Genomic DNA, 22340 nt, shown 5'->3' with positions numbered 1-22340 from the left:
CCGCGCCACGCGGCGACACCCGATTGCGGCGGCGCAATACGCGCACGCCCAGCAACGGCGGGCATCACCCGTCGGACTTGTGCGCAGCAGCGCGACGCGCGTCGCATGAGGTTTTGCGCCAATGCGCATCGGGTGCGCGTCGCTTTGCGACAAATTCACGTCCGATCCGCCGTCGATCTGCTCAGACGAAAACGCCCGTCGCGTTCACCGGTAAAAAGCATGATCGTGCAAAAAGCCGTCCGGCGACACCGGACGGCGCGCGCCGCGATACCGCGTCAACCCCGGAAATCCACGACGGCCCGCTGTGATACATTCCCCGCAAACACGCTGACCGCGACGTTGCCGCAGGCCTTTCGCACGAGAGTCCACCCACGCGACACGCGCATGCCGGTTCGCCTGCCGGCCGTGCTGAAACTGCCTCGATCCGGTGCGATCCGCGATCCGTGATCGAAGGACGATAACGATAGTGAGAGGGAGCAAGGCGTTGAACTGGGCATTCGCCGTAATCGGTTTCGTCGTGGGCGGCATCGCCGCCCTGATCGGGGATTTCTCGGCCGCGAACGGTTCGCTGCTCGGGGCCGCCGTCGGGTTCTGCATCGGGCACGCGCTGCGGCAACACCGGCTCAAGAACACGCTCGCCGCGCCCGACGCGTTCGCGATGGACGCCACGCCGCCGCCCACACCGTTGCCGCTCGCCGATCGCGTCGCGCGCCTCGAAGCGACCGTCGATACGCTCACGCGCGAACTCGATGCGCTGCGCGCTCAACTGGCCGGCGCGAAGGCCGGTGCGGCGGCAGCCGGCGAGGTCACGCAAGCGGCTTCGGCCGGCGCCGTACCCACGCCGCTGCAGACACCCGTCACGGCAACGCCATCGGCACCGGCCGCGCAACCTGTCGCCGCACGAGCCGGCACGCCGGCATCGACGTCGGTGCCCGCGCCTGCCGCGACGCCCGCGCCCGCGCCCGCACCGACACCGGCACCCGCGGCACGCACCGCCGCCGCGCCTGCTACCACCAACGCCAACGCACCCGCCACACCCGCCCGCCCTGCCCCGCCCGCACCGCGCGAACCCGGCATCGTCGACCGTGCATTCAGTGCCGCGCGCAACTGGCTGCTCGGCGGCAACACGGTCGTGCGGGTCGGCATCATCGTGCTGTTCTTCGGCGTCGCGTTCCTGCTCAAGTACGCGGCCGACAACAACATGCTGCCGATCGAATTCCGCCTCGCGGGCACGGCACTCGCCGCGGCCGCGCTGCTCGCGATCGGCTGGCGCGTGCGTGCGCGTCGCGCCGCATACGGCCTCGTGCTGCAAGGCGGCGGCATCGGCATCCTGTACCTGACGATCTTCGCCGCGACCAAGCTCTATGCGTTGCTGCCCGTCGGCGCCGCATTCCCGCTGATGGTCGCGGTCTGCGCGCTGAGCGCGTTCCTCGCGGTGCGGCAGAACGCGCTGCCGCTCGCGTTCATGGGCAGCGCGGGCGGCTTCCTCGCGCCGGTGCTGCTGTCGACCGGCCAGGGCAACCACGTCGCCCTGTTCAGCTACTACGCGTTGCTGAACGCGGGCATCTTCGCGATCGCGTGGTTCAAGGCCTGGCGGCCGCTGAACCTGCTCGGCTTCGTGTTCACGTTCACGATCGGCTCCGCGTGGGGTGTGACGGCCTACCGCCCCGCGCTGTTCGCGAGTACCGAACCATTCCTGATCCTGTTCTTCCTGATGTATGTCGGCATCGCACTGCTGTACGCGGTGAAACGCGAACTCGCGCTGCGGCACTACGTGGACGGCACGCTCGTGTTCGGCACGCCGATCGTCGCGACCGCGCTGCAGGCGTCGCTCGTGAAGGACATGCCGTTCGGGCTCGCGTGGAGCGCGGTCGCGCTGTCGGCGTTCTACATCGCGGTCGCCGCCTGGCTCGCGCGGCGCCGCGACCGCCTCGGGCTGCTGTTCGAATCGATGCTCGCGCTCGCGGTGATCTTCGCGACGCTGGCCGTGCCGCTCGCATTCTCGGGCCCGACGACCAGTGCCGCCTGGGCAATCGAAGGCGCGGCCGTCGTGTGGCTCGGCGTGCGCCAGAAGCGCCTGCTGCCGTTCTGCTTCGGGCTGCTGATGCAGGTCGCCGCGGCCGGCGCGTTCTTCACGAGCCTGCTCGGGCCGGCCGACGCAAACGCACTGCCGGTGCTCAACAGCCCGTATATCGCGATGCTGCTGATCGCGCTCGCCGGCCTGTTCACCGGCTGGTGGCTGCATGGGCGCGGCGAAGCGCGCGCGTGGCACGCGTGGATGCCGGAAATCGGCGCCGCGGCGGCCGCGTGGGGACTGCTGTGGTGGGTCAGCGGCGGGCTGCACGAGATCCTCGTCTACGCGGGCCGTCACGTCGATCTGCATGTCGACCGCTTCGTCGTCGATACGACCGCGCTGTTCGCGGCCGGTACCGCGTGGCTCGCGCACGTCGCCCGCCGCCGGTTCGCGTGGCCGCTCGCCGAATGGCCCGCGCTCGCACTCACGCCGGTACTGGCGCTGCTCGCGCTGCGCGCGTTCGACGCGCACGAAGCGCCGCTGTCGGGCATGGGTGCGTTCGCGTGGCCTGTCGCGGTCGGCGCGGGTCTCGCACTGCTGTGGCGCCAGTCGCGCGGCGCGGCCGGTGCCGGTGCCGCGAAAGGCGCGGTGCCGTCCATCACCGCAAGCCTCCTCGCACCGCTGCATACGCTGACGTTCTGGACGCTGTGCGGGCTGCTGTCGCTCGAAGGGTTCTGGCGCCTGCGCGCGTTCGTCCCCGAAGGCGCATGGAGCTGGAGCGCATGGGCGTATGGCTTCGGCGCGCTGCTCCTGCTGGTGTCGGGCCCGGGCTCGCGCCTGCGCTGGCCCGTCGCCGCATTCCCGCGCGCATACCAGGTGTGGGGCGCGGCGCCGCTCGCCGCGCTGCTGTGGCTGTGGAGCATCGCCAGCACGGTCAGCGACGGCAACGCCGCGCCGCTCTTCTGGCTGCCGCTGCTCAATCCGCTCGACATCGCGCAATGCCTCGCCTTCATCGCATTCGTCGTGTGGCTGCGCCGCCTCAAAACGCTCGGCATCGCGTGGCATCCGCGGGCGGTCGACTATGTGGCGATCGCAACGGTGTTCCTGTGGTTCAACGCGCTGATGCTGCGCACGCTGCACCACCGCTTCCACCTGGGCTACGACATCGATACCGTGCTGTCGTCGTTCGGCATCCAGCAGGTGTTCATGGTCGGCTGGAGCCTGTTCGCGTTCGCCGGGATGTGGCTGACGCGCCGCGACGGCATCGCGCGCATCTGCGCGCTCGCGTCGCTGCCGCTGATCGTCGTGATGTGGGTATGGACCTTCTATGCGAACTTCACGCAGGACGGCGGAAGCTGGGCGCGCGTGCCGCTGTTCAACCCGCTCGATCTCGTGCTCGTGGTCGTCTATGCGCTCGCCGCGTCGTGGTTCGTTCGCGCCCGCAAGCTCGGCTGGTCGTTCGACACGTATCGCGTCGAACTGCTGAGTGCGGCCGGCGCAACCGCGTTCCTGTGGCTGAACGCGATCCTGCTGCGCACGCTGCATCACTGGGCCGGCGTGCCGTACGAATTCGGCGCAATGGCCGAATCGACGCTCGTGCAGGCGTCGGTATCCGTGTACTGGACGCTCTGCGCGCTCGCGATCACGATCTGGGCCACGCGTCGCGGGCTGCGTCCGCTGTGGTTCGTCGGCGCCGCGCTGCTCGCGCTGACGGTCGTCAAGCTGTTCCTGTTCGACCTGTCGCACGTCACCGGCATCGAGCGCATCGTGTCGTTCATCGGCATCGGCGTGCTGCTGCTGTTGATCGGATACTTCTCGCCGCTGCCGCCGAAATCCGCCGCGCAGCAGGACGACCAGCCATGAAGCGACTCGCTGCCCTGCTCGGACTGAGCCTGCTCGCTTCGTTCGGGGCCGCCGACGGCGCGCCGGGCACCGGGCCGGCCGCGCAGCGCTTCACGCTCGACCTCGACGGCAGCGCCGCGTATTACCAGCTCACCGTGCCGCAGCCCGTCTATGCGGCGAGCCGGCGCGACGATCTCGGCGACGTGCGCATCTTCAACGGCGCAGGCGAGCCGGTGCCGTATTCGCTCGACGCGCCCGTCGCGGCCGAACCTGCGGTGCCGCCGACGCGCACGCCGGTGCACTGGTTCCCGCTGCCGCCCGCCCGCGCCGAGAACGGCAGCGCGCCGCTCGGCGTGACGGTCGGCCCGGACGGCGCGCTGCGCGCGGCGGTCGCGGCACCTTCGCGCGCAAGACACGGCGCGGATCTCGTCGACCTGTCGCATGCCGACGGCAACCTCGACGCGCTGCTCGTGCACGTGGGCGACGACAGCTACCAGGGACGCGTCGCCGTCGAGGCGAGCGACGACCTGCGCAGCTGGCGCTCGCTCGGCAGCACGCAGTTGCTGAAGGTCGGCCACGGCGACGACATGCTGGTGCAGGAACGCATCGCGCTCGAAGGCGCCGCGCCGCGCTACCTGTGGCTGGACTGGCTCGACGGGGCGCCCGCGATCGCGTCGATCGACGTCGAGACGCATCCGCGCGACGCACGCGGCACCGACACCGCATCCGTGCCGCGCCAGTGGCGTGATGCCGTGCGGGTACGCGCCGGCGGTGCGCCCGGCGAGTATCTGTTCGACACCGACGGCGCGTATCCGGTCGACCGCGTGCGTATCGACCTGCCGCAGCCGAACACCGTTGCACGCGCGACGCTGCAAAGCCGCGCCGATGCGCAGGCGCCGTGGCGCGACGTGGCCGGCGCCGTGCTGTTCCGGCTGCAGGGCAAGGCCGGCGAGCAGCGCAACCCGCCGCTCGAGTTCGCGGCGACGACGGATCGCGCTTGGCGCATCGTCGTCGACATGCGCAACGGCGGGCTCGGCGGCGGCCAGCCGGCCGTTGCGATCGGCTGGCATCCGGCCGCGCTGACCTTCGTCGCGCGCGGCACGCCGCCGTTTACGCTCGGCGTTGGCGATGCGTCGCTCGTGTCGTCGGCCGTGAGCCGCGACGCGTTGCTGGTCGGCATGGCGCCCGAAGTACGGCCCGCACGCGTCGGCGCGGCACTGCCGGTATCGGCGGTCGCTCCGGTGGCAGCCGTCGATACGGATGCGAAGCGCCGCTACGTGCTGTGGGGCGCGCTGGTCGTTGCAGTCGGCGTGCTCGGCGCCATTGCGTGGCGCCTCGCGAAAGGCGGCGGCGAGACGCGCGACGAGTGACGCGAAGCGCGCCGGCGCACGTCTTTATGCGGCGTTTATCGGGCGCGCCCGTTTCTTTCGACGGGCGCAACGCATAACTGCGTACAGTCGTCGCATCGGAACCACGATGCGACGACATGCAGGAAACCTATCCATCGCATGACCGGCCGGCGCCGCTGCAACGCCCGGCCCGGCCGCTGAAGCGGCTTCTGCTGCTTTTCCCGATCGCGCTGTCGCTGGCGGTCGCCCTGCCCGCGCATGCCGACGACACGCCGGCTACGCCGGCCGCCGCCGGCACGCCCGATACATCCCTCCCGTCGACCCTCGACACGATCGTCACGGCGCTGCGCAACCGCTTTCACATCGCGTATGCGGAAGCCCGCACGATCGCCCGTGCGGTACAGACCGAATCGGATCGCTACGGCCTCGCACCGGCGCTGCTGCTCGCGATCATCTCGGTCGAATCGGGCTTCGATCGCCATGCAATCAGCGTGGCGGGTGCACGCGGGTTGATGCAGGTGCTGCCCGCCGCGCATCGCGACCTCGTCGCGCATGTGAAGGACCTGTCCGATCCGGCAACCAACGTGCGGATCGGCGCGGCGATCTTCCGCGGCTATCTCGACGATGCGGACGGCGATGTCGAAACCGCCCTCGTGCGCTACAACGGCGGCACGAAGCGCTATGCACAGCGCGTCGCGCTGCGCGTGCAGCAATTCGATGCGCAGCTGCGCCGCCCGAACGGCATGCCTGCCGACGAACTGCGGACGGCCTCGAACCCCTGAGCCCGCGGCCCTGCGCTATGCGGCACCGGCGAGCCGGTAGCCGACACCCGTCTCCGTCACGATGTATGCGGGCCGCCGCGGATCGCACTCCAGCTTGCGCCGCAGGTGGCCGACATACACGCGCAGGTCGTGCGCATCCTTGCCGTGTGCCGCGCCCCACACCTCGCTCAGCAAGCGGTCGTGCGTGAGCAGCCGTCCCGCGTGATGCGCGAGCACGGCCAGCAACCGGTATTCGATCGGACTCAGATGCACGCGCGCACCACTGCGCCATACCTGGCGATCGCCGAGATCGATGGTCACGTCGCCGAAACACACGCGCACCGCATCGATGCGCCCGCCGCCGGCCCGCCGACGCAGGTGCGCGCGGATCCGCGCGATCAGCTCGGCCGCGCCGAACGGCTTGGTCAGGTAGTCGTCCGCGCCGGCGTCGAGTGCGGCCACCTTGTCGCGTTCCGCGCTCAGCGCCGACAACACGATCAGCGGCGCGTCCGAACACGCGCGCAACGCACGGATCAGCCCGGTGCCGCCGAGATCGCGCAGGTTGGTGTCGACGACGATCAGGTCGGGGCGGCGCGCGGTGACGGTCTCCACGCCGGCCGCGCCGGTCGCAGCCTCGTACACATGCATGCGCTCCGCTTTCAGTGCGACATGCACGAAATGCCGGATGAACCTGTCTTCGTCGACGATCGCGATGACGACGGTCGGCGCGCTCATCGAGTCCTGCCTCCGTGCGTCATCCTGTTCACGCCCATCCGCATGCGACCAGCACCATGTCGATCAGCTTGATGAACGGGAACGGCAGCAGCACGCCGCCGAGGCCGTACAGCAGCAGGTTCCTGCGCAGCAGCGGCGCCGCGCCGAGCGGACGATAGCGCACGCCCTTCAACGCGAGCGGGATCAGCGCGACGATGATCAGCGCGTTGAAGATCACCGCCGACAGGATCGCCGACGCCGGCGACGCGAGGTGCATCACGTCGAGCACACGCAGTTGCGGGTAGGTCGTCGCGAATGCGGCCGGGATGATCGCGAAGTACTTCGCGATGTCGTTCGCGATCGAGAACGTCGTCAGCGAACCGCGCGTCATCAGCATCTGCTTGCCGATCTCGACGATCTCGATCAGCTTCGTCGGGTTCGAGTCAAGGTCGACCATGTTGCCGGCTTCCTTCGCCGCCTGCGTGCCCGTGTTCATCGCCACCGCCACGTCGGCCTGCGCGAGCGCCGGTGCGTCGTTCGTGCCGTCGCCCGTCATCGCGACCAGACGGCCGGCCGCCTGGTGTTCGCGGATCGTCGCGAGCTTGGTTTCCGGCGTCGCTTCCGCGAGGAAATCGTCGACACCAGCCTCCGCCGCGATCGCCGCGGCCGTCAGCCGGTTGTCGCCCGTCACCATCACGGTCTTGATGCCCATCTTGCGCAGCTCCGCGAAGCGCTCCTTGATGCCGCCCTTCACGATGTCCTTCAGCTCGATCACGCCGAGCACGCGCGCCACGCCGTCGCGCCGCTCCGCGACCGCCAGCGGCGTGCTGCCGCGGCGCGCGATGTCGGTCACGGCCGCCTGGACCTCACGCGTGACGCGGCCGCCGTGGGACTCGACGTAATGCGCGATCGCGTCGGCCGCGCCCTTGCGGATCTCGCGCCCCGGTGCGCCGGGCGAAGACCCTGCGGGGAACAGGTCGACGCCGCTCATCCGCGTCTGTGCGCTGAACGACAGGAACACCGGATGCAGCGCCTGCATATCACGCTCGCGCAAGTTGAAACGCTGCTTCGCGAGTACGACGATGCTGCGGCCTTCCGGCGTCTCGTCGGCGAGCGACGACAGTTGCGCGGCATCGGCCAGCGCTTCTTCAGTCACGAACGGTGCGGGCACGAACGCCGACGCCTGGCGGTTGCCGAGCGTGATCGTGCCGGTCTTGTCGAGCAGCAGTACGTCGACGTCGCCGGCCGCTTCCACCGCGCGGCCCGACGTCGCGATCACGTTCGCCTGCATCATCCGGCTCATCCCGGCCACGCCGATCGCGGACAACAGCCCGCCGATCGTCGTCGGGATCAGGCACACGAGCAGCGCGACGAGCGCGGTGATCGTCACCACGTGGCCGGCCTTCATCGCATCGACCGCAAACGTCGAGAACGGCAGCAGCGTGGCGGTGGCCAGCAGCATCACGATCGTCAGCGCGACGAGCAGGATCGTCAGCGCGATCTCGTTCGGCGTCTTCTTGCGCTTCGCGCCTTCGACCATCGCGATCATCCGGTCGAGGAACGCCTCGCCGGGGTTCGCGGTGACCTTGACGACGATCCAGTCGGACAGCACGCGCGTGCCGCCCGTCACTGACGAGAAGTCGCCGCCCGACTCGCGGATCACCGGCGCGGATTCGCCGGTGATCGCCGATTCGTCGACCGACGCGACACCTTCGATCACTTCGCCGTCGGCCGGGATCACGTCGCCGGTCTCGACGAGCACGACGTCGTCTTTGCGCAGGTCGGTCGACGCCATCACCTCGACGGCCGACTTCGCACGCGGCGCCGCGAGCTTTTTCGCGACCACGTTGTGCTTCGCGCTGCGCAGCGATGCGGCCTGCGCCTTCGAGCGCCCTTCGGCGAGCGCTTCGGCGAAGGTCGCGAACAGCACCGTGAACCACAGCCACAGCGCAATGGCGACGATGAAGCCGGCGGGCGCCTCGGCCTGACCGAACAGCGCGGCGATCCACAGAAGCGTCGTCAGGATGCTGCCGACGTACACGCAGAACATCACCGGGTTGCGGAACTGCGTGCGCGGCGTGAGCTTCCTGAACGCGTCGGCGATCGCCGGGCGCACGAGCGCCGGATCGAACATCGAGCGCGCGGCCGTGCGCGGATGGCCCGGATGCTCGGGGCGCGGGCCTGTCACAGGAGCGAGAGACATGGCGGTTTTCCTTTTGCCGGCGCGGCGCGGCGGCAGCCGGCATCGGTCAGGCGAGCCGGCAGCCTGCACGCATCCGCACGTGCGGCTTCCGTTTCCACGCAACCATCTTATGAAGGTTCGCGTGAAGATCGCGGCAAAGGATTGCGTCAGGGCATAAAAAGCGCGTAAACATCCGTTTCGCCGCGACGCGGCGGGGTGTCTCGAGGGCCGTACACGAGCGGGAGCGCCACACTCCGCTCACGCGATGTCTACGCGGCAAAAACGGGAAAAGAAACGGGCGCCTGTCGCTCAGCCGAACGTGTAACGTCCGTGCTGGCGGGGCCGCCACGGCGACGAGCGGCAGCTCGCGGCGCCGGCCGCACGTCGTGCCGCCCATCCGGCACCGCGACGCACGCGGTGGTCGCGCCGCGCCACCGCTGCCACGCGCGACGGCAATGCAACCGCCAGGCGCCGCACGGCCGCCACACGAGCCGCGAACCGCGACGCCGGCGACACGCGGCGCGCAACGTGTGCGACGGGCCGCTTGCAGAGGATCGCGCTGTCGTAACGCTTGCCGGCGAAGCGCATCACGTCGACGACCTCGAAGCCCTGCGCACCGTAGAAGGCCAGCAGGTGCGCAGCGGGATGCGGCGTGTCCAGCGCGAGCAGCGTATAGCCGCGCAACGCGGCCCACTGCTCGGCGAACGACAGCAGCAACGCGCCGATCCCGAGGCTCTGGCAATCGGGGTCCACCGCCACCTGGCGCACGCTCGCGACGCCTTCGCGCCGGTACAACGAGCAGGCCGACGACGGATCGGTCGCATACAGCGTGGCCGTGCCGATCACGCGCCCGCCGCACACGGCGACATAACACTCGCCCGCTTCCGCGCGGCGGCGCGTGACGTCTTCGTCCTGATCGACGCACGTGCAGTTGAGCCCCATCGCGCCGAGCCGCGCGAACGCACGATGCAGCATCGGCGTGAGCTGCGCATAACTGTCGACTGCCGGATCGAAACGCCGGACGATCACCCGATCGGCGCGCACGGCAGGCGGCGCGGCAGGGGTGCGTTCGGCGATCGCGTTCCAGGGTATCGACATTGCCTTGCTCCGTGGTTGGGATGCACGAAGTCTATGAGCGCGCCGGCAGGCGTCGCAAGAAAAAATGTCGTAAAAGTTTGGGGCCAGGCGCGCCGTAGCGGCGAGGAAGACGACGCGTTCCGATGCAGCATGCACGCCGCGCCGGGCGCATGAAAGCGTCGATCGTTGTTCGCGCAAGCAACGCGTCGTGCGAGGCGATCGCCGCCCGGCACGCGCATCGTTGACACGTGCCGCAACGCGCTCCAGACTCGCTGCTCCCTCACCGCATTGCGAGTGCACATGGTCACCTGCTATCTCCGCTACGTCATCGATCCGTACAAGCTCGCCGAATTCGAAGCCTACGGCAGGATGTGGATTCCGCTCGTCGAGCAGTTCGGCGGCACGCATCACGGCTATTTCCTGCCGTCCGAAGGTGCGAGCAACATCGCGCTCGCGATGTTCTCGTTCCCGAGCCTCGCCGAATACGAGCGCTACCGCGAACGCTCGAAGGACGATCCTGCCTGCCAGGCCGCGTTCCGCTACGCAGAGGAAACGCGATGCATCGTCAGCTACGAGCGCAGCTTCTTCCGGCCGGTATTCGCGTAACGGGCAGCAGTCCGGGGAATCGCCCCCCTTTTTCCTGGCCTGGACGAAAAAAAGCCCCGCCTGCATCCGCGCGGCGGGGCCAACCCATGTCAGTAGAGACATCATGGAGGAGACGGGCCCATCTTATCGACCGCGGCGCACCGTCCCAACCAAGCATTTCTACTATCGATTTGCGCGGCCGCGCACACGATTGCCCCCGTCGCACGGCATATCGATAGAACGAAAAGTCGTTTTCAGAGTGGCGACGGGGTCGTTACCATCTGGTTTTAAGCCTGTGCTTAGCCGGGCAAGCCACTCCCGAGGAGCGCCCCTTGACTGCATTCGATCAACACCGCCGCCCGTTCGTCGTCGGCATCGGCGGTACCACCCGCGCTGCGTCGTCGACCGAACGCGCGCTGTCGTTCGCGCTGCGCGGCGCGCAGGCCGCCGGTGCCCGCACGCGCCTGTTCGACGGCCCGTTCCTGCATACGCTGCCGCACTACGCCCCCGAACACAAAACGCTGACCGACGCGCAGCACGAGCTGATCGACGCCGTGCGCCAGGCCGACGCGATCATCATCGCGACGCCCGGCTATCACGGCGGCGTCTCCGGTCTCGTGAAGAACGCACTCGACACACTCGAGGAACTGCGCGCGGATGACCGCCCGTATCTCGACGGCCGCGCGGTCGGCCTGATCGTCACGGCCTACGGCTGGCAGGCGGCCGGCACCGTGCTGACGTCGCTGCGTTCGATCGTTCACGCGCTGCGCGGCTGGCCGACGCCGTTCGGCGCAACCGTGAACACGCTGGAAACGCGCTTCGAAAGCGCCGACAGCTGCTCGGATCCGAAGGTCGTCGCGCAGCTCGAGACGGTCGGTGCGCAAGCCGCCGAATTCGCGCTCGCGTTCGCATCGCATCGCGCGGCCTCGCATGCGGCATCGGTCGATGCGCTGGCCCCCGTGCTGAAGGTCGCCAACCAGTAACCTTCCCTGCATTGCGACGTGCGCGCCCGGTCGGCCAGGTTCGACGGGCACGCACGGCGCGTCTTCGGATGCACGGCGATGCGCCATGCACGCCGTCTCCTTCCCCGTGTTGCCTCGCCCCTGCGTACCGCTCCGATAACGATTCAGCCTGCCGCGTGATTAGCATTGGCCGAAAGATTGGTTCACCTGGCCGGCCGGTTTTCGTACGCTGAAAGTCCGAACTTTCTCCGCGCACGCCATGAACCGTACGATCCGCTACAAGGGCTATGAAGTCGCCCCCGCCGCCGCCCGGTTGCCGAACGGGCTGTTCGCCGCCAACCTGACGATCGAGAAGGCGAGCAGCGGCCCGTCGCCGCGCTCCGTGTCGTTCGACGCGATCGATTTCTTCTTCGAGGAGGAGCATGCGCTCGCCTACGCGTCGCGCTGGGGCCGCCTCTGGGTCGACACGAACGCGTGACGCCCGCGTGGCCGGCGCCCACATGGCCGCTCGAAAATACGCGATTACGAAAGCTATGCAAGAATCTTTCGGACCGTAATCGCATAACAACAGCCATGAGTGACACGCTGCAGGAAGCGCATGCAGCTGCAGATCACGCAATGCGCAACTGGACCTTCGAGAGGCAAGGTCCGGTCCGGACCGGTTCCGATGCGCACAAGCAGATGTTCTGCCGCATGCTGCTCGACACACACAACCCGTACAAGCCGGCGGTGATCGACTGGCCGGCGCTCAAGCCCGATGAACTTCGGCGGCTCACGTCGCTGCCGATCTGGGACATCGCGGTACAAACCGAAGGCCGCGCATCGATCCGCGTGGCCACCTACGCGGCCACGATCGGCGATCCGCTGCTGCGCCGCGCGCTCGAGATGGACGGTGGCGAGGAAGCGCGCCACAAGATCGTGCTGTCGAAGCTCGTCGCGGCATACGGCATCCGGCTCGCGCCCGAGCCGGCCTACCCGGCGCCGACCGATCCCGAATGGTCGTGGATGATGACGGGCTTCAGCGAATGCATCGACAGCTTCTTCGCATTCGGCCTGTTCCGCTCCGCGCAGCGCTCCGGCTATTTCCCGCCCGAACTCGTCGAGACCTTCGAGCCCGTGATCCAGGAAGAAGGCCGCCACATCCTGTTCTTCGTGAACTGGTACGCGTGGTACTGGCGCACGATGTCGTGGTGGCGCCGGCCGTGGTTCTTCGCCCGCGTCGCCACCGTGTGGGTGCAACTGATCCGCGACCGCATGAGCATTGCCCGCGGCATCGATGCCGATGGCACTGCGCGCGACGTGAATTTTCCGGCGACCGGCACCGCCGACATCGGCGACGCGCTGAACCCGCGAGAGCTGATCGAGCTGTGTCTCGCGGAGAACGACCGGCGGATGGCCGGGTATGACAAGCGCCTGCTGCGACCGATGTTCGTGCCGCGAATGGCGCGGCTCGCGCTGCGGTTTCTCAAGAAGTAACGTCGGGCGTTGCCGCAGGTCACACGGCAAGCGGCCGGTTCGGCCCCCATCCGTGGACCGGATGTGGCGCGCCCGACACACTCAATCCGCCCCCTTTTTTCCGCGCAACGTCGACGCTGCCCTGGCACGACGGACACATTGCCGCACCCGAAATCTGACATTTCGGGCACCTCGCCCCCGGCGCCGGCGGCCAATCTTTAACAACCTGTCGGCACCGCGCGAGACACCCGCCGCGAGACCGCCTCCCGGCTGTCCGGCACGCGTCCCTATTCCGCTTTAGCGCCGATACCACCGATATCGTCAATAGGACAAATCCGATATCTGGATGCCGATAGTCCCATCGGTCGCTCTGTAGCAATTTTTTACAAGTTCGGCGAGCCTGCCCGCCCGGAACGCCCGCCACACGGGCAACCGCGCCGGTCAAGATGCGCAAATCAGCATAGCCCGATGTTTGCCGCTTTAAATAAAATAGATTAATTCAGCGATATTCAAAATAAATAAAAATCGTAGCAAAATCACAAATCAACGAATTGACAAAACACGTGCCAGATTTACGATTGCCGCGCCATAAAACATTACAATCATGAAAGAAATCGGATTCGCGCAAACGTTTGCTATTGCATTTGTCTTACAGATGGGCTGAGACACTGTGTTTCGCAGCGCACATAACTCATGTAAGCCATTGATTTTCATACAAATCAAACGCACCAGCCCTGGAGATTTCATTCCTTCAATCAACATTCTTACATCTTTCAATTTCATTCAGCACCAATACATCAAAACGCGATGTATTAACCATTCTTTAACTTTCAAAACCCCTCATTTATCACTTTTTATCAATCTCTAAAATCCACCTCCAATAAACTCCGCCCATCAATTTTGAGATTCGCGCGAGCGCACGGAGTATTCCTCTAACAAAAGAGACCGGTGTGTGGCGTGCATATTTGGAGGTAGCAGGACATGAACCGCACATACCGCTCGATCTGGAACGAAGCGCTCGGCGCCTGGGTCGCAGCATCCGAACACGATTCGGCACGGGGCAAGCCGAACAAGTCGGCCGTCGTGAAGGCCGTTGCAACCGCAGTCCTCGCAGCGGGGGCCCTCGCGAGCAACGTCGCGCATGCGCAATATTCAGCGGGCGGGGGCGCGACCACGGCCCCTTCCTCCGTTGCAATCGGCGGGGGGGTCGGCGCGGGTTCCACCGTCACGTCGAACAACTCCACGGCCATCGGGGGGGGATCGACCGCTGGCGACGCCTACGCAACCGCCATTGGCAGCAACGCAACGGCCGGCGCCAACAGCAGTACGGCCATTGGCGCCACTGCGGTGGCGAGCGGCTCCAATTCGCTTGCGATGGGCCGCTCGGCGACCGCTTCCGGTCCGGCCGCGGTCGCATTGGGCCAGGCATCGACTGCCTCCAACAATTTCGCCACTGCGGTCGGCAGCCTGGCTCTTGCCTCCGGAACGAACTCGGTCGCCATCGGCGGTTCGACGGCAACCGGCACGCCGGCTACGACCCAGACGCTTGCGAATGCCGCCGGCGCCATCGCCATCGGCAACAACGGCGTGGCGGGCGCGTCGGCTACCGCGACCAATGCGATTGCGCTCGGCGGTCAATCGCTCGTCGCCTCGACCGCGACATCGGGTATTGCGCTCGGTCGCGGTGCGACCGTCAGCGGCGCATACGGCATCGCACAGGGTGACGGTGTCACCTCCGGCGCGACGGGCCAGAACGTGGCCATCGGTTCGTCCGGCACCACCGCGAACGGCGCCACGGCAGCCGGCGGTGCGGTTGCGATCGGCCGAAACCAGTCCGCAAGCGGCGACGGCGCCGTGGCGCTGGGCAACGGCAACACGGCAAGCGGCACGGGTTCCGTCGCGCTGGGCAACAGCAGCAAAGCAACCAACAGCTCCGTCGCGCTCGGCAGCTCGGCGTTGGCGACGGGCACCAACGGCTCGGTCGCCATCGGCAACTCCTCGACGGCAACAGGCACCGGCGCAATCTCGCTCGGCAACTCCGGTAGCTTCGCCGCCACCTCGATCGCGAGCGGCACGGACGCACTCGCACTCGGCAACGGCTCGACGGCCAGCGGCGCCGCAGGCGCGGTCGCGGTCGGTGCGGCAGCCGTGGCGTCCGGCTCCTATGGCACGGCACTCGGTTCGAATTCGACCGCCAGCGTCGCAAACTCGGTCGCCCTCGGCTACAACTCCCTGACGACCAGTGCGTTAACGTCGACGTCCGGCGGTACCACCACGGTCAGCAGCGCAACGATCGGCGGTCAGACGTTCGGCAACTTCGCGGGGTCCAACTCGGCGGGCGGTGTCGTCAGCGTCGGGCAGCCAGGTTCGGAACGCCGCATCCAGAACGTCGCGGCCGGCCTCGTCACCCAGTCCAGCACCGACGCCATCAACGGCAGCCAGCTCTATTCGGTCGCGAGCACGACGACGTCGAGCATCACGAGCCTGTCGACATCGGCGTCGACGGGCCTGTCGTCCGCCAACAGCTCGATTTCGTCGCTGTCGACTTCCACGTCGACCGGCCTTTCGTCGGCAAACAGCTCCATCGGTTCGCTGTCCACCGGCCTGAGCTCGACCAACAGCTCGGTTACGTCGCTGTCCACGTCGGCTTCGACCGGTCTGTCGTCGGCGAACAGCTCGATCACGTCGCTGTCGACCTCCACGTCGACCGGCCTTTCGTCGGCAAACAGCTCCATCGGTTCGCTGTCGACCTCCACGTCGACCGGCCTTTCGTCGGCGAATAGCTCGATCGGTTCGCTGTCGACCTCCACGTCGACCGGCCTCTCGTCGGCAAATAGCTCCATCAAGTCGCTGTCGACCTCTACGTCGACGGGTCTGTCGTCGGCCACCAGCTCGATCGGCTCGCTGTCCACCGGCCTGAGCTCGACCAACAGCTCGGTCACGTCGCTGTCCTCGTCGACCTCGACCGGCCTGTCGTCGGCTAATAGCTCGATCACGTCGCTGTCGACCTCCACGTCGACGGGCCTCTCGTCGGCCACCAGCTCGATCGGCTCGCTGTCCACCGGCCTGAGCTCGACCAACAGCTCGGTCACGTCGCTGTCCTCGTCGACCTCGACCGGCCTGTCGTCGGCTAATAGCTCGATCACCTCGCTGTCGACCTCCACGTCGACGGGCCTCTCGTCGGCCACCAGCTCGATCGGCTCGCTGTCCACCGGCCTGAGCTCGACCAACAGCTCGGTCACGTCGCTGTCCTCGTCGACCTCGACCGGCCTGTCGTCGGCCAATAGCTCGATCACGTCCCTGTCGACTTCCACGTCGACGGGCCTCTCGTCGGCTACCAGTTCCATCGGCTCGCTGTCCACCGGCCTGAGCTCGACCAACAGTTCGGTCCTGTCGCTGTCCACCTCGACGTCGACCGGCCTCTCGTCGGCCACCAGCTCGATCGGCTCGCTGTCGACCGGCCTGAGCACGATCACGACGAAGACGAACAACCTCGGCACCAGCACGGCATCGGCACTCGGCGGCGGCTCCACGTACGACCCGGTGACCGGGACCGTCTCCGCACCGGCGTACACGACTTACAACGCGAACGGCACGACATCGACTGCCAACAGCGTCGGCTCGGCGATCAACAACATCAACAGCCAGGGCATCAAGTACTTCCACGCGAACTCGACCGGCGCCGACAGCACCGCGACCGGCACCGACGCCGTCGCCATTGGCAGCGGCGCTGTCTCCAGCGGGAACGATGCCGTCGCGCTTGGCCTCGGCTCCACCGCCAGCACGATCAATTCCGTCGCGCTTGGCGCCAACTCGCAGGCCACCGCCCCGGCCGTCGGCACGAGCAGCGCAACCGTCGGCGGCGTGACGTTCGGCGGATTCGCCGGCACTGCGCCGGTGGGCACCGTGAGCGTCGGCAGCGCCGGCAACGAACGACAAATCACCAACGTCGCCGCCGGCCAGGTGACCGCGACCAGTACCGATGCGATCAACGGCAGCCAGCTTTATTCGGTCGCCCAGCAAGTCGGTACTGCGACCAGCGCCATCTCGTCGCTGTCCACCGGCCTGAGCTCCACCAACAGCTCGGTTACGTCGCTGTCCTCGTCGACTTCGACGGGCCTCTCTTCGGCTAACAGCTCGATCTCGTCGCTCTCGACTTCCACGTCGACGGGTCTCTCGTCGGCGAATAGCTCGATCACCTCGCTCTCGACTTCGACCTCGACCGGTCTGTCGTCGGCGAACAGCTCGATCACGTCCCTGTCGACTTCGACTTCGACGGGGCTGTCGTCGGCTAACAGCTCCATCACGTCGCTGTCGACTTCGACTTCGACGGGTCTGTCGTCGGCCAACAGCTCGATCACCTCGCTGTCCACGTCGACCTCGACGGGTCTGTCGTCGGCTAACAGCTCGATCACCTCGTTGTCCACGTCGACCTCGACGGGTCTGTCGTCGGCTAACAGCTCGATCACGTCGCTGTCGACCTCCACGTCGACCGGCCTCTCGTCGGCTAACAGCTCGATCACGTCCCTGTCGACTTCGACTTCGACGGGTCTGTCGTCGGCAAATAGCTCGATCACGTCGCTGTCGACCTCCACGTCGACCGGCCTGTCGTCGGCTAACAGCTCGATCACGTCGCTCTCGACTTCCACGTCGACGGGTCTCTCGTCGGCGAATAGCTCGATCACGTCGCTGTCGACTTCGACCTCGACCGGTCTGTCGTCGGCCAACAGCTCGATCACCTCGTTGTCCACGTCGACCTCGACGGGTCTGTCGTCGGCTAACAGCTCGATCACGTCGCTGTCGACCTCCACGTCGACCGGCCTCTCGTCGGCTAACAGCTCGATCACGTCCCTGTCGACTTCGACTTCGACGGGTCTGTCGTCGGCTAACAGCTCGATCACCTCGCTTTCGACTTCCACGTCGACGGGTCTGTCGTCGGCTAACAGCTCGATCACGTCGCTCTCGACCTCGACTTCGACGGGTCTGTCGTCGGCTAACAGCTCGATCACGTCGCTCTCGACTTCCACGTCGACGGGTCTCTCGTCGGCGAATAGCTCGATCACGTCGCTGTCGACTTCGACCTCGACCGGTCTGTCGTCGGCCAACAGCTCGATCACCTCGTTGTCCACGTCGACCTCGACGGGTCTGTCGTCGGCTAACAGCTCGATCACGTCGCTGTCGACCTCCACGTCGACCGGCCTCTCGTCGGCTAACAGCTCGATCACGTCCCTGTCGACTTCGACTTCGACGGGTCTGTCGTCGGCTAACAGCTCGATCACCTCGCTTTCGACTTCCACGTCGACGGGTCTGTCGTCGGCTAACAGCTCGATCACGTCGCTCTCGACCTCGACTTCGACGGGTCTGTCGTCGGCTAACAGCTCGATCACGTCGCTCTCGACTTCGACTTCGACGGGTCTCTCGTCGGCTAACAGCTCGATCACGTCGCTGTCGACCTCCACGTCGACCGGCCTCTCGTCGGCTAACAGCTCGATCACCTCGCTTTCGACTTCCACGTCGACGGGTCTGTCGTCGGCTAACAGCTCGATCACGTCGCTCTCGACCTCGACTTCGACGGGTCTGTCGTCGGCTAACAGCTCGATCACGTCGCTCTCGACTTCGACTTCGACGGGTCTCTCGTCGGCTAACAGCTCGATCACGTCGCTGTCGACCTCCACGTCGACCGGCCTCTCGTCGGCTAACAGCTCGATCACGTCCCTGTCGACTTCGACTTCGACGGGTCTCTCGTCAGCGAACAGCTCGATCACGTCGCTGTCGACTTCGACCTCGACGGGTCTCTCGTCGGCGAATAGCTCGATCACGTCGCTGTCCACGTCGACCTCGACCGGTCTGTCGTCGGCCAACAGCTCGATCACCTCGTTGTCCACGTCGACCTCGACGGGTCTGTCGTCGGCGAACAGCTCGATCACGTCGCTGTCCACGTCGACTTCGACGGGTCTGTCGTCGGCCAACAGCTCCATCGGTTCGCTGTCGACTTCGACTTCGACCGGCCTGTCTTCGGCTAACAGCTCGATCACCTCGCTCTCGACTTCGACTTCGACGGGTCTGTCGTCGGCGAACAGCTCGATCACGTCCCTGTCGACCTCGACTTCGACGGGTCTGTCGTCGGCTAACAGCTCGATCACGTCCCTGTCGACTTCCACGTCGACCGGCCTCTCGTCGGCTAACAGCTCGATCACGTCCCTGTCGACCTCGACTTCGACGGGTCTGTCGTCGGCTAACAGCTCGATCACGTCCCTGTCGACCTCGACTTCGACGGGTCTGTCGTCGGCGAACAGCTCGATCACCTCGCTGTCGACCTCGACTTCGACGGGTCTGTCGTCGGCGAATAGCTCGATCACGTCCCTGTCGACCTCGACTTCGACGGGTCTGTCGTCGGCTAACAGCTCGATCACCTCGTTGTCCACGTCGACCTCGACGGGTCTCTCGTCGGCGAATAGCTCGATCACGTCCCTGTCGACTTCGACTTCGACCGGCCTCTCGTCGGCTAACAGCTCGATCACGTCTCTGTCGACTTCCACGTCGACGGGTCTGTCGTCGGCGAACAGCTCGATCACGTCTCTGTCGACCTCGACTTCGACGGGTCTCTCGTCGGCCAACAGCTCGATCACCTCGCTCTCGACTTCGACTTCGACGGGTCTGTCGTCGGCGAACAGCTCGATCACCTCGCTGTCGACTTCGACTTCGACGGGTCTGTCGTCGGCGAATAGCTCGATCACCTCGCTGTCCACGTCGACCTCGACGGGTCTCTCGTCGGCCAACAGCTCGATCACCTCGCTGTCGACTTCGACTTCGACGGGTCTGTCGTCGGCTAACAGCTCGATCACCTCGCTCTCGACTTCGACTTCGACGGGTCTGTCGTCGGCGAATAGCTCGATCACGTCCCTGTCGACCTCGACCTCGACGGGTCTGTCGTCGGCGAATAGCTCGATCACGTCCCTGTCGACTTCGACTTCGACGGGTCTCTCGTCAGCGAACAGCTCGATCACGTCGCTGTCGACTTCGACTTCGACGGGTCTCTCGTCGGCCAACAGCTCCATCACCTCGCTGTCGACCTCGACCTCGACGGGTCTGTCGTCGGCGAATAGCTCGATCACGTCGCTCTCGACTTCGACCTCGACGGGTCTGTCGTCGGCGAACAGCTCGATCACGTCGCTGTCGACTTCGACCTCGACCGGCCTCTCGTCGGCGAACAGCTCGATCTCGTCGCTGTCGACCTCGACCTCGACGGGTCTGTCGTCGGCGAACAGCTCGATCACGTCGCTGTCGACTTCCACGTCGACGGGCCTCTCCTCGGCCAACAGCTCGATCACGTCGCTGTCCACGTCGACGTCGACCGGCATCAACTCGCTGTCGACCGGTTTGAGCTCGACCAACAGCTCGGTCGCGTCGCTGTCGACCTCGACCTCGACGGGTCTGTCCTCGGCGAACAGCTCGATCTCGTCCCTGTCGACGTCGACCTCGACCGGCCTGTCGTCGGCGAACAGCTCGATCACGTCCCTGTCCACGTCGACGTCGACCGGCATCAGCTCGCTGTCGACCGGCCTGAGCAGCACGGACAGCACGATCCTGTCGCTGTCGACTTCGACGTCGACCGGCATCGGCTCGCTGTCCACCGGCCTGAGCACGACGAACAGCTCGGTGACGTCGCTGTCCACGTCGACCTCGACCGCGATCAACGCCGCGAAGACGCACTACTACAGCGTCAACGACAACGGCGTGCAGCAAAACAACTACAACAACGACGGCGCAACGGGCACCAACGCCCTCGCAGCCGGCGTGAACGCCAGCGCGGCGGGCGCCAGCAGCGTGGCAGTCGGCGACGGCTCGAACGCCCAATCGGCAGGTGCAGTCGCAATCGGCCAGAACGCATCGGCAACGGGCGGCAAGGCGGTGTCGATCGGCTCCGGCAACACGGCGTCCGGTGACGGCGCAGTGGCGATCGGCGACCCGAGCATCGCGACGGGTACCGGCGCAGTGGCGATGGGTGCGAACGACACGGCAACCGGCAACGGCGCAGTGGCGCTCGGCAACGCGAACACGGCAAACGGCGCCAGCGCACTCGCCCTCGGCAGCTCGAACCAGGCGCTCGCCGACAACACGATCGCACTCGGCAACCAGGCCACGGCCAACGCCGTCGGCGCCCAGGCCTACGGCTCGAGCGCAACGGCAAGCGCGGCCGATTCGCTCGCCTTCGGCTCGAACGCGCTGGCCAATGTCGCCAACTCGATCGCGCTCGGTGCGAACTCGGTCACCAGCACCGCGAACCCGACGTCGAGCGCCACGATCGGCGGCGTGCAGTACTTCTTCGCAGGCAGCTCGCCGGTTGGCGTGGTGAGCGTCGGCGCACCGGGTCAGGAACGCCAGATCACGAACGTCGCCGCCGGCCAGATCTCGGCCACCAGCACGGACGCGATCAACGGCAGCCAGCTCAACGCGACGAACAACGCGATCAACACGCTGTCGACGTCCACCGCGTCGAACGTCGCATCGCTGTCGACCGGCATCAACTCGCTGTCGACCGGCCTGAGCGCGACGAACAGCTCGGTGTCGTCGCTGTCCACGTCGACCTCGACCGCGATCAACTCGCTGTCGACGGGCCTGAGCTCGACCAACAGCAACGTCAACTCGCTGTCGACGTCGACTTCGACCGGCATCGGTTCGCTGTCCACCGGCCTGAGCACGACGAACAGCAACGTGGCCTCGCTGTCGACCGGCGTGACGAACATCAACAACACGCTGAACTCGCTGTCGACGACGGTCAACAACAACACGACGCGTGCCGCAAACAACAACGGCATCGCGGCCGACATGAACGGCAAGGGCACCGATCTGCCGACGGTCACTGCCGGCTCCAACTCGGTGGCGATCGGCGCGAATTCGAACGACGGCGGTCGCTCGAACGTGGTGTCGGTCGGTAGCGACACGCAGCAGCGCCAGATCACGAACGTCGCGCCGGGTACGCAAGGCACCGACGCGGTGAACGTGAACCAGTTGACGCAGGTGCAGACGACGCTGTCGACGGCACTGTCGGGCCAGCAGTCGCAAATCAACTCGCTGGGTTCGCAACTGCAGCAGACCGACCAGATGGCGAAGCAGGGTATCGCGGCCGTCGGTGCGATGGCGTCGATCCCGGCGCTCGATCGCGACGCCAACTTCGGGATGGGTGTGGGCACGTCGACCTTCCTCGGCCAGAAGGCGATGGCGGTCAACATGCAGGCGCGCATCACGGAAAACCTGAAGGCGTCGATCAACGGCGGTTTCAGCGGCGGTCAGAAGGTGATCGGCGCAGGCATGCTGTACCAGTGGAAGTAACGCGTCGCGCCGCCCGCCCGTCCGGCTCGCCAGCCGGACGGCCCGCGGCCCCGACGGCAGGACGAG

General features: G+C 66.7%; 11 protein-coding genes. 8 read left to right on the top strand and 3 right to left on the bottom strand.

Features of this window, described 5'->3' with window-relative positions; genetic code table 11:
- Positions 1-484 precede the first annotated feature (484 nt).
- From AC5LXK_RS18960 to AC5LXK_RS18950, 3 genes are all read left to right on the top strand, one after another.
- On the top strand, positions 485-3877 hold the full coding sequence (locus tag AC5LXK_RS18960; protein ID WP_493393006.1) for a DUF2339 domain-containing protein: 3393 nt from the start codon (positions 485-487) through the stop codon (positions 3875-3877).
- Positions 3874-5226 carry a DUF3999 domain-containing protein gene (locus tag AC5LXK_RS18955; protein ID WP_493393005.1) on the top strand — a complete coding sequence of 451 codons (1353 nt, stop codon included), beginning with the start codon at positions 3874-3876 and terminating at the stop codon, positions 5224-5226. The genes AC5LXK_RS18960 and AC5LXK_RS18955 overlap by 4 nt, the downstream gene beginning before the upstream one ends.
- A 116-nt stretch (positions 5227-5342) precedes the next feature.
- Entirely contained in the window at positions 5343-5987 is a 645-nt protein-coding gene (locus AC5LXK_RS18950; RefSeq protein WP_493393004.1) for a lytic transglycosylase domain-containing protein, read from the top strand.
- Between the two features lie 15 nt (positions 5988-6002).
- Here the strand turns inward: AC5LXK_RS18950 and AC5LXK_RS18945 are convergent, their stop codons facing one another.
- The 3 genes from AC5LXK_RS18945 to AC5LXK_RS18935 all read right to left on the bottom strand — a co-directional run bounded on the left by AC5LXK_RS18945 (position 6003) and on the right by AC5LXK_RS18935 (position 9960).
- Entirely contained in the window at positions 6003-6701 is a 699-nt protein-coding gene (locus AC5LXK_RS18945) for a response regulator (protein ID WP_493393003.1), read from the bottom strand.
- A gap of 28 nt (positions 6702-6729) precedes the next feature.
- On the bottom strand, positions 6730-8814 hold the full coding sequence (kdpB, locus tag AC5LXK_RS18940; protein WP_493394014.1) for a potassium-transporting ATPase subunit KdpB: 2085 nt from the start codon (positions 8812-8814) through the stop codon (positions 6730-6732).
- 357 nt (positions 8815-9171) lie between these two features.
- On the bottom strand, positions 9172-9960 hold the full coding sequence (locus AC5LXK_RS18935) for a GNAT family N-acetyltransferase (RefSeq protein ID WP_493393002.1): 789 nt from the start codon (positions 9958-9960) through the stop codon (positions 9172-9174).
- A gap of 279 nt (positions 9961-10239) precedes the next feature.
- Here AC5LXK_RS18935 and AC5LXK_RS18930 point away from each other — a divergent pair, with 279 nt between their 5' ends.
- The 5 genes from AC5LXK_RS18930 to AC5LXK_RS18910 all read left to right on the top strand — a co-directional run bounded on the left by AC5LXK_RS18930 (position 10240) and on the right by AC5LXK_RS18910 (position 22274).
- A complete protein-coding gene (locus AC5LXK_RS18930) occupies positions 10240-10545 on the top strand; it encodes an NIPSNAP family protein (RefSeq protein ID WP_493393001.1) in 306 nt (101 codons plus the stop codon).
- A gap of 311 nt (positions 10546-10856) precedes the next feature.
- Positions 10857-11507, top strand: coding sequence for an NADPH-dependent FMN reductase (locus AC5LXK_RS18925; protein WP_493393000.1), 651 nt, complete (start codon positions 10857-10859; stop codon positions 11505-11507).
- Positions 11508-11745: 238 nt separating this feature from the next.
- The gene (locus AC5LXK_RS18920; RefSeq protein ID WP_124457124.1) at positions 11746-11964 is read left to right on the top strand and encodes a transcriptional regulator; all 219 of its coding nucleotides are present in this window, start codon (positions 11746-11748) and stop codon (positions 11962-11964) included.
- 95 nt (positions 11965-12059) lie between these two features.
- On the top strand, positions 12060-12962 hold the full coding sequence (locus AC5LXK_RS18915; protein ID WP_493392999.1) for a ferritin-like domain-containing protein: 903 nt from the start codon (positions 12060-12062) through the stop codon (positions 12960-12962).
- Between the two features lie 960 nt (positions 12963-13922).
- On the top strand, positions 13923-22274 hold the full coding sequence (locus AC5LXK_RS18910; protein ID WP_493394013.1) for an ESPR-type extended signal peptide-containing protein: 8352 nt from the start codon (positions 13923-13925) through the stop codon (positions 22272-22274).
- Positions 22275-22340 lie beyond the last annotated feature (66 nt).

It is taken from the genome of Burkholderia pulmonis (genome assembly GCF_984667975.1).
The sequence above is the reverse complement of the archived record's forward strand: the minus strand, read 5'-3'. Positions and strand labels throughout refer to the sequence as shown.

Coding starts and splice junctions, on each gene's coding strand:
- AC5LXK_RS18910 (WP_493394013.1), top strand. CDS start 13,923: ATGAACCGCACATACCGCTCGATCTGGAACGAAGCGCTCGGCGCCTGG.
- AC5LXK_RS18930 (WP_493393001.1), top strand. CDS start 10,240: ATGGTCACCTGCTATCTCCGCTACGTCATCGATCCGTACAAGCTCGCC.
- AC5LXK_RS18955 (WP_493393005.1), top strand. CDS start 3,874: ATGAAGCGACTCGCTGCCCTGCTCGGACTGAGCCTGCTCGCTTCGTTC.
- AC5LXK_RS18935 (WP_493393002.1), bottom strand. CDS start 9,960: ATGTCGATACCCTGGAACGCGATCGCCGAACGCACCCCTGCCGCGCCG.
- AC5LXK_RS18915 (WP_493392999.1), top strand. CDS start 12,060: ATGAGTGACACGCTGCAGGAAGCGCATGCAGCTGCAGATCACGCAATG.
- AC5LXK_RS18920 (WP_124457124.1), top strand. CDS start 11,746: ATGAACCGTACGATCCGCTACAAGGGCTATGAAGTCGCCCCCGCCGCC.
- kdpB (WP_493394014.1), bottom strand. CDS start 8,814: ATGTTCGATCCGGCGCTCGTGCGCCCGGCGATCGCCGACGCGTTCAGG.
- AC5LXK_RS18945 (WP_493393003.1), bottom strand. CDS start 6,701: ATGAGCGCGCCGACCGTCGTCATCGCGATCGTCGACGAAGACAGGTTC.
- AC5LXK_RS18950 (WP_493393004.1), top strand. CDS start 5,343: ATGCAGGAAACCTATCCATCGCATGACCGGCCGGCGCCGCTGCAACGC.